This window comes from Formosa sediminum, from assembly GCF_007197735.1.
In the GTDB taxonomy this organism is placed as follows: domain Bacteria; phylum Bacteroidota; class Bacteroidia; order Flavobacteriales; family Flavobacteriaceae; genus Formosa; species Formosa sediminum.
The window spans coordinates 606839-622226 of sequence record NZ_CP041637.1 but is presented as its reverse complement, the minus strand read 5'-3'; the positions used below and the strand labels follow the sequence as shown (position 1 = coordinate 622226).

At 32.9% G+C, this 15388-nt stretch carries 10 protein-coding genes; 8 read left to right on the top strand and 2 right to left on the bottom strand.

Annotated elements, in window-relative coordinates:
* The first annotated feature begins 30 nt into the window (after window positions 1-30).
* The 3 genes from FNB79_RS02840 (at window position 31) to FNB79_RS02830 (ending at window position 3835) form a co-directional block, all read left to right on the top strand.
* Complete coding sequence (locus tag FNB79_RS02840; protein ID WP_143379860.1) at window positions 31-1104, top strand: cytochrome c oxidase subunit II; 1074 nt, start codon at window positions 31-33, stop codon at window positions 1102-1104.
* A gap of 37 nt (window positions 1105-1141) precedes the next feature.
* The gene (locus FNB79_RS02835; RefSeq protein ID WP_143379859.1) at window positions 1142-2935 is read left to right on the top strand and encodes a cytochrome c oxidase subunit I; all 1794 of its coding nucleotides are present in this window, start codon (window positions 1142-1144) and stop codon (window positions 2933-2935) included.
* A gap of 87 nt (window positions 2936-3022) precedes the next feature.
* Window positions 3023-3835 carry a DNA/RNA non-specific endonuclease gene (locus tag FNB79_RS02830; protein ID WP_143379858.1) on the top strand — a complete coding sequence of 271 codons (813 nt, stop codon included), beginning with the start codon at window positions 3023-3025 and terminating at the stop codon, window positions 3833-3835.
* Between the two features lie 157 nt (window positions 3836-3992).
* On the opposite strand, the gene FNB79_RS02825 is transcribed toward FNB79_RS02830, so the two are convergent.
* Entirely contained in the window at window positions 3993-6644 is a 2652-nt protein-coding gene (locus FNB79_RS02825; protein ID WP_143379857.1) for a TonB-dependent receptor, read from the bottom strand.
* 295 nt (window positions 6645-6939) lie between these two features.
* On the opposite strand from FNB79_RS02825, the gene ruvB reads away from it, so the two are divergent.
* The 3 genes from ruvB to FNB79_RS02810 all read left to right on the top strand — a co-directional run bounded on the left by ruvB (window position 6940) and on the right by FNB79_RS02810 (window position 10160).
* Window positions 6940-7962 (top strand): Holliday junction branch migration DNA helicase RuvB, encoded by a 1023-nt coding sequence (gene ruvB / locus FNB79_RS02820; protein ID WP_143379856.1) that lies wholly within the window; start codon window positions 6940-6942, stop codon window positions 7960-7962.
* Between the two features lie 244 nt (window positions 7963-8206).
* Complete coding sequence (gene queG, locus FNB79_RS02815) at window positions 8207-9127, top strand: tRNA epoxyqueuosine(34) reductase QueG (protein ID WP_143379855.1); 921 nt, start codon at window positions 8207-8209, stop codon at window positions 9125-9127.
* 121 nt (window positions 9128-9248) lie between these two features.
* Window positions 9249-10160 carry a hypothetical protein gene (locus tag FNB79_RS02810; RefSeq protein ID WP_143379854.1) on the top strand — a complete coding sequence of 304 codons (912 nt, stop codon included), beginning with the start codon at window positions 9249-9251 and terminating at the stop codon, window positions 10158-10160.
* A 105-nt stretch (window positions 10161-10265) separates the two neighbouring features.
* Here the strand turns inward: FNB79_RS02810 and FNB79_RS02805 are convergent, their stop codons facing one another.
* Window positions 10266-12137, bottom strand: a complete 1872-nt coding sequence (locus tag FNB79_RS02805; protein WP_246073320.1) for a BamA/TamA family outer membrane protein — start codon at window positions 12135-12137, stop codon at window positions 10266-10268.
* 315 nt (window positions 12138-12452) lie between these two features.
* On the opposite strand from FNB79_RS02805, the gene FNB79_RS02800 reads away from it, so the two are divergent.
* Both FNB79_RS02800 and ruvA read left to right on the top strand, forming a co-directional pair.
* A complete protein-coding gene (locus FNB79_RS02800; protein WP_143379853.1) occupies window positions 12453-14726 on the top strand; it encodes an NADP-dependent malic enzyme in 2274 nt (757 codons plus the stop codon).
* Window positions 14727-14801: 75 nt separating this feature from the next.
* Window positions 14802-15383, top strand: a complete 582-nt coding sequence (ruvA, locus tag FNB79_RS02795) for a Holliday junction branch migration protein RuvA (protein ID WP_143379852.1) — start codon at window positions 14802-14804, stop codon at window positions 15381-15383.
* Window positions 15384-15388 lie beyond the last annotated feature (5 nt).

The following is a 15388-nucleotide window of genomic DNA, read 5'->3' as shown; positions in this document are numbered from 1 at the left end:
AGTAACATATAAAGATCAATAACACAAAGTATGACTGCTTTATTTATAATTTTAGTTTTAGTATTTATATCCATAGCCGTTTGGCAAATGGTTAAGATTTTTGATTTGGCTCAAACGGGCTTACCAGAAAACGACCAAGTGGCTACAGAAAAAGATAATACCATTAATGCTTATCTTATGATGGGGTTTTTGGCATTCATCTATATCATTACTTTAGTATGTATCGTTAAATGGGGAGACTTACCTTTATTATCTAACTCTGCATCAGAACATGGACCAGAAGTAGATAATTTAATGATTATCTCTTTAATTTTAATCTTTATTGTACAAATAATTACACAGTTCTTATTGCACTATTTTGCATTTAAATATAAAGGACAAAAAGGTCGTAAAGCTTTATTCTTTGCAGATAATAATACTTTAGAAGCGATATGGACTATAATTCCGGTAATCACTTTAGCAGGTTTAATTATCTACGGTTTATTTACTTGGACTAGTATTATGAATATTAGTGAAGACGACGACCCTATTGTAATTGAATTGTATGCTCAACAATTTAACTGGAAAGCAAGATATAGTGGTTCTGATAATACATTAGGTAAAGCAAATGTTAGATTAATAGATATTGACAGAGCCAACATATTAGGTTTAGACGAGTCTGATCCAAATGCGCAAGATGATATTATAACATCTGAATTACATTTACCTGTAGGAAAGCCTGTATTATTTAAAATGCGTTCTCAGGATGTATTGCACTCTGCTTACATGCCTCATTTTAGAGCACAAATGAACTGTGTTCCTGGTATGGTTACACAATTTGGATTTACACCAACAGTAACGACTGCAGAAATGCGTCAGAATCCAGATATCATTGATAAAGTAAAACACATTAATGAAATTAGAGTAGACAATAGTAAAGACTTAGTGGCTAAGGGCGAATCTGCTTTAGATCCATATGAATTTGATTATTTATTATTATGTAATAAAATTTGTGGTAAATCTCACTACAATATGCAAATGAAAATAATCGTGGAAACACAAGAAGAATATGATGCTTGGATTAAAGAGCAAAAGTTGTTCAAAAATTCCTTAGTAGAAAACTAGTTTTATCAACACAGATTTAAAAAACCGAAAATAGATTATGTCAGCACACGCAGATACTCACGTTCACGACGACGATCACGGACATCATCATGAACAAACTTTTATAACCAAATATGTTTTTAGTACAGATCACAAAATGATCTCTAAACAATATTTGATTACTGGAGTTTTTATGGGGATTATAGGAATCCTTATGTCTATCATGTTCCGTATGCAAATCGCTTGGCCAGAAGAGCCTAATGTATTATTTGAAGCTTTATTAGGTAAATGGGCACCAGATGGTGTTATGGATGCAGATATTTATTTAGCATTAGTAACTATTCATGGTACCATAATGGTATTTTTTGTACTTACTGCTGGTTTAAGTGGTACGTTTAGTAACCTTTTAATTCCGTTGCAAATAGGTGCTCGAGATATGGCCTCAGGATTTCTTAACATGGTATCTTATTGGTTATTCTTTGTATCTTGTATTGTAATGATTAGTTCGTTATTTGTTGAAGCAGGACCTGCAGCAGCAGGTTGGACAATTTATCCGCCTTTATCTGCTTTACCAATGGCTTCTAGTGGTTCTGGTATGGGAATGACACTTTGGTTGGTGTCTATGGCTTTATTTATAGCCTCTCAGTTAATTGGAGGTTTAAATTATGTTGTAACTGTACTTAATTTACGTACAAAAGGTATGTCTATGACGAGACTACCCCTTACAATTTGGGCGCTTTTTGTAACAGCTATAATTGGTTTAGTTTCTTTCCCAGTATTATTATCTGCTGCATTATTATTAATTATGGATAGAAGTTTTGGAACATCATTCTTCTTATCAGATATTTTTATTCAAGGTGAAGTATTACATTATCAAGGTGGATCTCCAGTTTTATTTGAACATTTATTCTGGTTCTTAGGTCACCCTGAAGTATATATCGTTATTTTACCAGCTATGGGATTAGTATCGGAGATTATGGCTGCAAACTCACGTAAACCTATTTTTGGTTACCGTGCCATGATTACTTCAATCTTAGCTATTGCATTTTTATCTACAATAGTTTGGGGACACCATATGTTTGTATCTGGAATGAATCCGTTCTTAGGTTCAGTCTTTACATTTACAACATTATTAATTGCGATTCCATCTGCCGTAAAAGCCTTTAACTGGATTACAACAATTTGGAAAGGTAATATACAAATGAATACGTCTATGTTATTTTCTATTGGTTTTGTGTCTACCTTTATTACAGGTGGTTTAACTGGAATCATTTTAGGAGATAGTGCTTTAGATATTAATGTACACGATACTTATTTTGTAATTGCTCACTTCCACTTAGTAATGGGAATCTCTGCACTGTATGGTATGTTTGCTGGTATATACCACTGGTATCCAAAAATGTTTGGACGAATGATGAACAAAAACTTAGGGTATATTCACTTCTGGGTTACAGCTGTATGTGCTTACGGTGTATTCTTTCCAATGCACTTTATAGGGATGGCAGGTTTACCAAGACGTTACTATACAAATTCAAACTTTCCTTTATTTGATGATTTAGCAGACGTTAATAAAGTAATTACAATATTTGCAATTATTGGTGGTATTTTCCAAATCGTATTCTTATATAACTTCTTTATTAGTATTTTCTACGGTAAAAAAGCAACTTTAAACCCATGGAAATCGACTACTTTAGAATGGACTACTCCAGTAGAACATATTCACGGAAACTGGCCAGGAGAATTACCTGTGGTATACCGTTGGGCTTACGATTATAGTAAACCAGGTCATGATGTAGATTTTGTACCTCAAAACATTCCGTTAAAGGAAGGTGAAGAAGAGTTACAACATTAACATCAAACTAACTTAACATATTAAAAAAGCCTTTTCATTTCGTTTGAAAAGGCTTTTTTCTTTGTATTTTAATCATGTAAATGACTTATGAAGAAACTTCTATCCATTATTGGTGTTATCCTTATTATCTCAGTATATGCATATGAACAGTATTTAAATACTGCCGATACGTTTGTGGAAGAAGATTATAAAGGAGATAGTTCTGCGCAGAATACAAATCATGCATATTACTTACCAACATCTACTACAGGTCAGGTTATACACCACACGAATTATATTCTATCTTACCATGAGGCTCATGAACAAGCAGAATGGGTAGCGTATCAGTTAAATAAATCTGATATTGTGTATGCCGATAGAAAACGGCCCTATTTTTATGCAGATAAAGCTGTTAAGACGAAATCTGCAGATTGGAGAAGTTATAAAAATTCTGGCTATGATAAAGGACATTTATGCCCTGCGGCAGACAGAAGAGCTACAGTTGCATCTTATAACGAAACTTTTTTAACAAGCAATATTGCTCCACAAAATCACGATTTTAATGCAGGTATATGGAATGAACTCGAGCAAACTGTGAGATCTTGGGCAACATCTTATAATGGTGTGTATGTTGTTACTGGTGGTATTTTAGAAGATAACTTAAAGACTATTGGTAAAGATCGAGTATCTGTACCTAATTATTTTTATAAAATTATTTTTAATGAAGCCGATGCACATTCTAAAATGATTGCTTTTTTAATGCCTAATCGGGCTAATGAAAATAAGTCACTTTCTAGTTATGTGGTTTCAGTAGACCAAATCGAAGCCCTAACAGGTATTGATTTCTTTCCGAGGTTAGAAGACAATCTTGAAACAAGGCTTGAAGCTAATACATCTACTTCGGGTTGGCGTTTTAGATAATAATGAACTTTTAACTAGAGTCCTATTCAGCTTTGTAATAGCTTTTATTCTATCAATAAAATCAAAAACGTCTCAGATAAAATATTAGCTGAGACGTATATAATATGGACTTATGAGTGCTTTAAATGGAATTGGTATTACTCAATAAATTTAATTGTTATAATTTATATCTTACACTTAGCTGAAAGTTTCTAGTTTCTCCTGGTAATGCTCCAGCATACATTGCTTTTACATAGTATCTCGTATCAAAAATATTATCAATGTTTAATCTTACATTCCATTTTTTATCAATTTCATAGGCTAATGCGCCATCAAAAATCACATAACTGTCTACATGCGCATCTACTAAACTATAACCGTTAATAGAGCGTTCACTTTCATAGCTTACACCAAAATTAAAACTTAATGGATTTTCAGATTTACCTACTAGGTATTTGTATTGACTCCAAAACCGAGCATAAGTTTTAGGAACCCCTTTAGTTTGTTCTTCTGTGACTTCTTCACCCTCTAAGGTTTTTGGATCTTGAAATGTTGCATTTGCATTAAAAGATAAGAAATTGGTAAGGGCATAATTTACATCTAACTCAATACCCTTTGTTCTGTTTTCTTGATCATAGAAATATCGATCTACACTTACATTATAGTTATTAGAATTTGGGTCGTCTTCATATTCATCATTGGCATACTGTAAATTGGTTCTAGCTGTTTGAAAAAATACAAGAGAGGCTAATAAATTGTTGTCTTTAGTCTTAAAACGCAATCCAAAATCTATAGATTTTGATTCAGAATCTGGACGGTCATCTCCATCTAAAGATTCTGTTACACTATACACTGTTCTTCCAACAGAGTAATTACCATATAGCGATAATTGATCCATAGCTCTATAATTTAGTCCTAAATTATAAGCAAATCCAGAGTCGTTAAAGTCTACAAGTTGCCCATCATCATACAAATTTTGATAATCTTGTTTTGTGCCTAAATAAGATCCTCCAGCTCGTGCTGTTATGTTTTTATAATAGAATACTTCTTGAAATCCAATACCATAACCTTGAACTGTTTTTTCATATTGAGACCTTAAAATAGGATCGTAATCCCAAATGCTACCAGAGCCCCAATTTGGATTCCTTATGTCTAAGATATAAGGAACTGGTGTAGTTGCTCTACTATCATCTGCATCCCAAGTAGAATATTGGCTGTAATCTATATTTCTATTTTCATAATTTACACTTAATAAATGCTCGCCATGAAATACATTAGTTTTACCCCAAATGCTTTGAAAATCTCCAAAGTATTGAAACATTTTTTCTTGAGCTTGTACAATTCTGTATTCTTGACGTCTTGCTGCAAATGGATAAATTACATCGTCTATAATTAAAGGTGAACGGGTACCTTCATGTATTACGCCATTATTTTGATAATATGAATAGTTTAAAGCTCCGGTCTGACGTACATAGTCCGAGTTATAGTTTCTATATAATATTTGATTGGTGGCCGAAAATGTTTCTGTTGGACGCCATTCATGACGTAATTTTACTCTAAACTCTTTGCCTTTATTTGGAGTAGCCAATGGTGATACCAAAGTTGCATCTCCAATATCAAAAGGCTCGTATCCATCGGTAGTTTCTAAAGAATTTGCTAGAATTTTTCTTTGATCATCCGTTAATTGTACACCATAATAATTTCCGTCGTCATCCATTGCCGTGTCATTAACCAAGTTTTCCCAATCGTAACCTCCGTTTTCTGGATCTCCTAATAAACTGGTTGTAATTAATCTTACGGGATTACCCGTTGCATCTATTTGAATGGCGTCTTCTATATACGCACTAGATATTATAATGTCGTGCTTGTTTGTTTTGTATTTTAAGGCACCGTAATTTTCAAATCTTTCAGACGATATATTTCTATAACCATCTTCACTTTCGCTAGCACTAACTACACGATAACTTAATTTGCTAGTAAGTGGTCCAGATAAATCTACCATAGCTTTATAGTGTCCCCATTGGCCTAAACGTGTTTCAATTATATATTGTTCATAGTCAAGTGGTTTTTTTTCAATTAAATTTATAATTCCACCAGCAGCTCCCATACCGTATAATCCGGTAGATGGCCCTTTTAAAACTTCTATTTTATCTATATTAGTTTGTGAACGCACTGGATTAAAGGTGTTGCCTAAACTACCACCACCATACATGCCATCGTATGCATAACTAGATTCTAAACCTCTAATTAGTAAATTGTCACCAATATTATAATTATTACCAGCTTGAGTTACACCACTAATGTTTCTTATACTCTCTTGTATGGTACTATTTGCCTGTTGATCTAGTAAATAACCAGCCACAACAACAACCGGAGCAGGTGTATTCATAATAGTTATGGCAGATTTTGTAGCAGACCGAGATACTGTTGGTATTTTTTCTTTATCCAGATGCGCTTCAATTAAAATTTCATCTAAATTTTCAGATTCTTTAGTGAATTTAAAATCTACATTATAAACTTTATTAGCAGTAGTAGTTTTGATGGTCTTTACAATGGTTTGGTATCCCATATAAGACGCAGATAAAGTTATTTTACCAGCAGGAGCAACAAGATTAAATGTTCCGTTATCGGTAGAAGACGTACCTAAGGTAGTCCCTATTATTTGAATAGATACATTAGAAAGTGCTGCACCTTCTTGATTAAGTGTTTTTCCTGAAATTATAGGTTTTGTATGCTGAGCAGTTAGATATTGAAAATTTAAGGCAAGGAGAAAACAACATACAGTTTTTGCGAAGTTTAGAAAACTTCTTTCAATTATTATATTATTCATTATATTTGGAAATAGTGTTTTTTATTAGTTAAAAGGCATTTTACCAGTATGTAGTTTGGCGACGGCATGCTGGTTTTTTTGTATTTTAATTTATCATATAAGGGTGTGTTTAATCCGTTTTTAAAAATAATTGGCAACAAATGTAATTTATTATTTTTATTTAATCTTAATAAAAACGATAATAAATGTGTATTATACGTTTTATAGTATAAACTTGTTTTACATACTTTCAGTAACCATTTTTACTATATTTGTTGTGCGCAGATCTTGCCTTAGACTAGAACGATATTTATATATGAACGAGAACTTAAATCCAGAGAAAAATCATTTTACACCAGAAGAGTTTGATGTTGAAAAAGCATTAAGACCTCTATCTTTTAATGATTTTGCTGGTCAAGATCAGGTGTTAGAAAATCTTAGTATTTTCGTTGAAGCTGCAAATAGACGTGGTGATGCTTTAGACCATACATTATTTCATGGTCCTCCAGGATTAGGTAAAACTACACTTGCACACATTTTAGCCAATGAGTTGGGCGTAGGTATAAAAGTAACTTCTGGTCCTGTATTAGATAAACCTGGAGATTTAGCGGGCTTACTTACTAATTTAGAAGAACGTGATGTTTTATTTATAGATGAAATACACCGTTTAAGTCCAATTGTAGAAGAGTATTTATATTCTGCAATGGAAGACTATAAAATAGATATTATGATTGAATCTGGACCAAATGCAAGAACGGTTCAAATTCATTTAAATCCCTTTACGTTAATTGGGGCAACTACACGTTCGGGCTTATTAACCGCACCTATGCGCGCTCGTTTTGGTATTAGTAGTCGTCTTCAATATTATTCTACAGAATTACTGTCTACTATAATTCAGCGTAGTTCAGAAATTTTAGATGTCCCAATGGATTTAGATGCAGCGATTGAAATAGCCGGAAGAAGTCGTGGTACACCGCGTATAGCCAATGCATTATTACGCCGTGTGCGAGATTTTGCTGAAATAAAAGGAAATGGAACTATAGATTTAGCAATAGCTAAATTTGGGCTGAAAGCTCTAAATGTAGATGCCCATGGTTTAGACGAAATGGATAATAAAATTTTAACAACTATTATAGATAAATTTAAAGGCGGCCCTGTTGGGATTACAACTTTGGCAACAGCCGTAAGTGAAAGCGCAGAAACTATTGAAGAGGTGTACGAGCCCTTTTTAATTCAACAAGGTTTTATTATGCGAACACCTCGAGGTCGTGAAGTTACTGAAGCTGCATATACGCATTTAGGACGCACTAAAGGACCTGTGCAAGGCGGACTTTTTTAATTTCCGCTATAAAAAGATATGTATACTGTAATAAAACGAAATGTAAAACGTTTGTTACCAGAACGATGGTTAAAAAAACATAAAGATCATTTAAGAATATATTTTGTAAATGGTTTAGAAAGTAGATAGAGGCTTTAAATTTTAAAACGCGCATACTTCATTTTAAGGAAAAAGCTTAAAATTTCTATGGTTTTAGTGAATATAAAATGGAAATACTAGAAAAAAATAGATTTTAATATACCTAATGCGTACCCAAACTAGACATACCCAAATTATTAAAACCGAAGCCAAACGCCTCGGTTTTTTGTCTTGTGGCATTAGTAAAGCTGAATTTTTAGAAACAGAAGCACCACGTTTAGAGCGTTTTTTAAATCAAAATTATCATGGACAAATGCAGTACATGGAAAACCATTTTGATAAACGTTTAGACCCCACTAAACTCGTAGAAGGATCTAAATCTGTAGTTTCATTATTGCTCAATTACTACCCGCATCAATTTCAAAATATAGACAGCTATAAACTCTCTAAATATGCTTATGGTACAGATTATCATTTTGTTATTAAAGAGAAGTTAAAGGAGTTACTTTACACTATACAAACAGAAATTGGAGATGTTCATGGCCGTGCTTTTGTAGATTCTGCTCCAGTTTTAGATAAAGCCTGGGCTGCAAAATCGGGTTTAGGCTGGATTGGTAAACACAGTAATTTACTTACACAACAAGTAGGATCGTTTTATTTTATAGCTGAACTTATTATTGATTTAGAGTTAGAATACGATGGTATTACAACAGACCATTGCGGTACATGTACAAAATGTATTGATGCGTGTCCAACAGATGCTATTACAGAACCTTATGTTGTAGATGGTAGTAAATGTATTTCGTATTTTACCATAGAATTAAAAGATCAACTTCCAGAAAGTGAAAAAGGTAAGTTTGAAGATTGGATGTTTGGTTGCGATATCTGCCAGGATGTTTGCCCATGGAATCGATTTTCTAAACCTCATAACGAACCACATTTCAATCCGCATCCAGATGTATTACAAATGACTAAAAAAGATTGGGAAGAGATTACAGAAGAAACTTTTAAAAAGGTTTTTCAAAAATCTGCGGTTAAACGTACAAAACTTACAGGCTTAAAACGTAATATTAATTTTTTAAAGTAAATTGAATCATAATCTCCATGCGTCAGTACATCATTGGACTTTAAATTATTTTTTAAAAAAATGGTTATTTTTGAAAGTTTAAAAATTTAGACCGACTATAATACATTAAACAAAGACATCAATGAAAACACCATTTAAACTCCTTGGATTATTTTTACTACTAAGTTTTGCTGCATGTAAAGAAGCACCTAAAAAAGAAGTTTCAACAGAAAAAAATGAAACAGAAACTGTTACTTCAGAATATGATATTCCAGATTCTTGGATTACAAAACGAGTTGAAGCCGCTCATAAAAAATTAAATGCCACAGATGCTGGAAAAGTATTATGGAGCGCTATGGAAGCTCATGGAGGTTTAGATAAATGGCTATCTAATGGTTATTTTTCTATGCGATTTAACTATCAACCTTTAACAGGAAAAGGGATAAGAGACTCCTATCAAACTATAGATACTTGGAGTAATAAAGCTAGACACAATAGTATTACAGATCCTGAAAATATTTATGGGTGGGATGGAAAAGAAGCTTGGGTTGTAGCTAAAGATAGTACTTCCTTTACTTACGACACGCAGTTCTGGGCATTAACACCATTATATTTTTCTGGACAACCTTTTGTACTAGATGGAGAAGGTGTAAACTTAGAGTTATTACCAGAAGTGGAGTTTAAAGGAGCGTTACAAAAGGTAGTTAAAGCAACTTATGATGCAGGTGTTGGGTCTGCTCCAGACGATTATTATATACTTTACATTAATGCAAAAACTAATTTGGTCGATGCATTTAAATACATCGTATCTTATCCAGAGTATTTCCCTAATGGCGGGCATGCTCCAGAAAAAATTACAGTGACACAAGATACTACTACTGTAGATGGAATTGTTTTGGCTAAAGGATTTAAAACCTATTGGTCTAAGCCAGAAGCAAAAGATGGTTTAGGAGAATACATTACTAATATTACAGTTACGGATATTAGTTTTTCACCTACTGTAGAGGCTGATTTTTTTACAGCACCAGAAGGCGCAGAAATACTAAATAAATAATTTTAAGAATTTATTTTTAATTCAAATGCCTGAATACTTATAGTATACGTATTCAGGCATTTTTTATGTTTTATAAATAGCCATTTAAATAATATATTAAATGCTCTATGGATATAACAGTGTGCTAGGCTTACCGATATTAATATTTTGAAACCCAAAATCGTCTGTTTCAAAAGAATTTGTTTTAAAGATATTAGTGCCTTGTCCAGGGATTTTAGGATAATATGATAACGAAATTTGAAAGGAACTAAATACTAAATAATCATTTCTAATTATAAAACCTACTCCAAAAGACGAATACAATTTACTATCAGAAAAAGAGTTTTGTGTATCACTAAGCGTGCCTGCAGTAAAATTAACAAAGGGATTTAATCTAAAACCCCAAAGATTCCACGGCGAATAAAATTGTGTTTGTGTCGCTAATATCATTTTTTTCGTTCCGTAGAGATCGGCATCAAAACCAGGAATTCCTGCATTATAATTATTTCGTAAATAATAATTTCTATCGTAACCAAAAGGGCGGTCATTTTCATTTAAAGACACCCGGTCTGCGATACTATTTAGTCTGTTAAATCCTAATATTAGTTGTGGTTTTATAAATTGTCTCATTTTCCATTTAGACCCCAACGGAATTAAATTGGTAAAATACGTTGCAGCAATATTAATAGTTGACTGTTCTGATTTAGAGTGGTTAAAGAATGTTTCGGCTCCTACAGAACCACTTAAATAGCCCCATTTAAAATATTCTGCGATGGTAATATTAGAGCCTAAGTAATACCTATTGGTTTTATTTTTGTGTTGGTAACCTGGAGTTATTGAGCCTACTAAACCAATAGGAACATCTTCTATAATCCCATCTCTAAATATATATTGATCTTTAATAAATTGTCTAGATGTTATGGATACACTTCCTAATAAAAAATTTTCGTCAGAAAAATAATGTATCTCATCGTAAGCAGCTGTAGGAGCTTCTTTATAATGCACATTTATATACCTTAGAGAGGTAATTAAATTTGTTGTTCGTTCTGTTATGCTATTTCCTTTAAATAGTTTAAATGCATATCCACCCCAAATGTCGTTTGTTCTGTATTTAAAGTTTTCGTAGCCCAAATTATTTTGAGAATCTGGAAGCGAATCTTTTCTAAATTGTTCATCTAAATAAATACCGCCAGCCCATTTGGTAAGTTGAGAATAAAAGTTCTTTTCAACATTAATACTTTTTTCATAAAATCCCTCAAGGTCTATATCGTAATCAATTTCTGTTTTAATAAATGTATTTTTAATATTAGGAATAATATAGTTTAGTTTATAACCAATTTTACTATCGTCGTGTCTTTTTTCTATAGTATTATTAAATTGATGTCCAAACCCAAGAAAATTTCTTTCCTTAACATTGATTTTTGATTTAGATGTAGAAACAGAACCGTTTACAATTAAACTCCAAGAATCTAAAACCCTAATTTTAATATCGATAGAGTCGGATTTCGGGTCTATGTTTTCTGCATTAATAGTAACACTTCTAATAAAACTTTGAGCACGTATTAAACGTTCAGATTCATTTAACAACAGTGTGTCTAAAGGTGTTTTTTCTTTAAATAAAAGAATGTTTTTTATGGCAAAAATTTTAGATTTAATATGCACTTTATTACCAAATTTTTCAATCCATTTTTCAGCTTGCTCAGTAGTATCTCTTACAGAATATCCAAAGGGGTCTAAAGTCTCTATAGTGATATGTCTAATAGGCTTTCCTTGTAAGGATTGAAATTTAGTAGACGAAAGAGTGGTGTTTTTTTTAGTTTTTTTCTTATTTGGATCTTTAAAAATTAGTTTGTGTATGGCTTTAGTAAACTTTCTTTCTTTAGAATAGGTCTGAATTTTCTCATAAATTTGAGTACTATCTTTATTTTTAACCTGTGCTTGAGTAGATAAGCTCAATAAAGACACCACGGTTATTACATATAAATGTTTGATACTCATTAATGTTAAGATATTTAATTCAGAAGTAATTTAAGATCGTATACGAATGTCTTAAATATCGCATAAAATTAGTTGCTTTTAAACTTTTATTTAACTTATACACTATAGATTTTTAACTCATAACCACTCTGTAATATTTATAAAAACAATTGAAAATATTTAAGCCTTTTTAGTTTTTTGTTAAATAATAAATGGTATTCTTAAATAAAGAGAAGAGTATTGTTAAATTAATAAAACAATATCGTTTTCGTAAAAAATAGATTAGAGTTTAACCGTTATGATTCTTACATTTGTTAGTCTATAATACCAATAACTATGAGTAAACAAAGCAAAAGAAGAGAAGCACTAATTTACCACGCGAAACCAACGCCAGGAAAAATAAAAGTTGTTCCAACTAAAAAATATGCTACCCAAAGAGACTTAGCACTAGCGTATTCGCCAGGAGTTGCAGAGCCTTGTTTAGAAATAGCAAAAGACAAAGAAAACGCTTATAAATATACTACAAAAGGTAATCTTGTAGCCGTAATTTCTAATGGTACTGCGGTTTTAGGTCTAGGAAATATTGGACCAGAAGCATCTAAACCAGTCATGGAAGGTAAAGGGTTATTGTTTAAAATCTTTGCCGATATAGACGTGTTTGATATTGAAGTGGATACCGAAAATGTAGAAGAATTTATACAGACAGTTAAAATGATTGCTCCAACTTTTGGAGGAATTAATTTAGAAGATATTAAAGCACCAGAAGCATTCGAAATTGAACGTCGTTTAAAAGCTGAATTAGATATCCCTGTGATGCATGACGACCAACATGGGACAGCCATAATTTCGGCAGCTGCTTTAATTAATGCTTTAGAAATTTCGAATAAGAAAATTGAAGACGTTAAAATAGTTATTAGCGGTGCAGGAGCAGCAGCTATTTCTTGTACACGTTTATATCAAGCCTTTGGAGCACGCAGAGAAAATATTGTAATGTGCGATAGTAAAGGTGTAATACGTCAAGATCGTGAAAATTTAACTTCAGAAAAATCAGAATTTGCAACAGATCGCGACATTAACACTCTAACTGATGCGATGAAAGATGCCGATGTTTTTATTGGACTTTCTATGGCCGATGTGGTTACACCAGAGATGTTATTACTAATGGCAGACAACCCAATTGTATTTGCCATGGCCAATCCAGACCCAGAAATTGAGTATCAGCTTGCTATTGATACACGAGACGATATTATTATGGCTACTGGACGAAGCGATCATCCTAATCAAGTAAATAACGTTCTCGGATTTCCATTTATTTTTAGAGGCGCTTTAGATGTGCGTGCCACTAAAATTAACGAAGCCATGAAAATGGCAGCTGTTGTTGCCTTAGCCGAATTGGCTAAAGAACCAGTACCTGAACAGGTGAATATAGCCTATGGAGAAACTCGATTAACATTTGGTAAAGATTATATAATTCCAAAGCCCTTCGATCCTAGATTAATTGCTAAAATTCCGCCAGCAGTTGCTAAAGCAGCAATGGAAAGTGGTGTTGCAAAAGAACCTATTTTAAATTGGGAGCATTACGAAACAGAATTAGAAAGCCGTTTAGGAACAGATAATAAATTAATAAAATTACTATTTAATCGCGCAAAAATGAACCCAAAACGTGTGGTTTTTGCTGAAGCAGATAGAATAGAAGTTCTAAAAGCAGCACAAATTGCATTTGAAGAAGGAATCGCAGTTCCTATTTTATTAGGTAGACGCGATACCATTAAAGCTTTAATGGAAGACATTGAATTTAATGAGGATTTAGAAATTATCGATCCAAAATCTGACGAAGAACAAGAACGCAAATCGCGTTACGCTAAAGTCTATTGGGAACAACGTAAACGTCGTGGTGTCACTTACTATTCGGCAGAAAGCTTAATGCGAGAGCGTAATTATTTTGCAGCTATGATGGTTAGCCAAGGCGATGCAGATGCTTTAATTTCAGGATTTTCTAGAGCATATCCTAGAGTGGTAAAACCTATGTTAGAAGTTATAGGTATGGCTAAAGGTGCAACACGTGTTGCTACTACAAATCTAATGATGACACAACGCGGACCAATGTTTTTAAGTGATACGGCTATTAATATAGATCCGTCTGCAAAAGATCTAGCAACTATTACAACCATGACGGCTCAAGCTGTAAAAATGTTTGGTTTAGATCCTGTAATAGCAATGACTTCATATTCAAATTTCGGATCGTCTGATAATCCTGGAGCATCTAAAATACGAGAAGCAGTAGCCTTTTTGCACAGACAATATCCAAATTTGGTAGTCGATGGTGAAGTGCAAACCGATTTTGCTTTAAATAACGACCTGCTTCAAGAGAAATTCCCATTTTCAAAATTAGCTGGACGCAAGGTAAATACATTAATTTTTCCAAATCTAGATTCAGCAAATATTACTTATAAAATGCTTAAAGCTTTAAACAATGCCGAGTCTATTGGGCCAATCATGCTAGGGATGCGTAAACCTGTGCATATTTTACAATTAGGAGCAAGCGTAGATGAGATTGTAAACATGACGGCTATAGCAGTAGTAGATGCGCAGCAAAAGCTTAAACGTTAAGTCGTAATGATTAACACACAGTGATTTAATATGTGAAAAAAAATGTTACATTTGGAGTTATAACAAAACCAACAAATGATTTCACATATTCATGGGAAATTGGTAGAAAAAAATCCAACCGATGTCGTTATAGATTGTCATGGTGTGGGCTATTTTCTAAACATTTCTCTACATACTTATTCTCAAATTCCTGATCAGGAAAACATAAAATTATATACTCAACTTTTAGTAAAAGAAGATTCCCATACCTTATATGGGTTTTCTTCTATTGCTGAACGTGATATGTTTAGATTACTAATTTCTGTAAGTGGTATAGGTGCCGGGACAGCCCGTACTATGCTATCTTCTTTAACACCTAAACAAGTACGCGAAGGTATTGCAAAAGAAGATGTTGCCTTAATCCAGTCTATTAAAGGGATTGGAGTAAAAACGGCACAACGTGTAATTATAGATTTAAAAGATAAAGTTTTAAAGATTTACGATATTGATGAAGTTTCTGTCTCTGCAAACAATACCAACAAAGATGAAGCGTTATCTGCTTTAGAAGTTCTTGGTTTTGTTAAGAAACAGGCCGAACGTGCTGTCGATAAAATTTTAAAGGCAGAACCAGATGCTTCGGTAGAATCCATCATAAAACAAGCTTTAAAAAATTTATAAGAAAT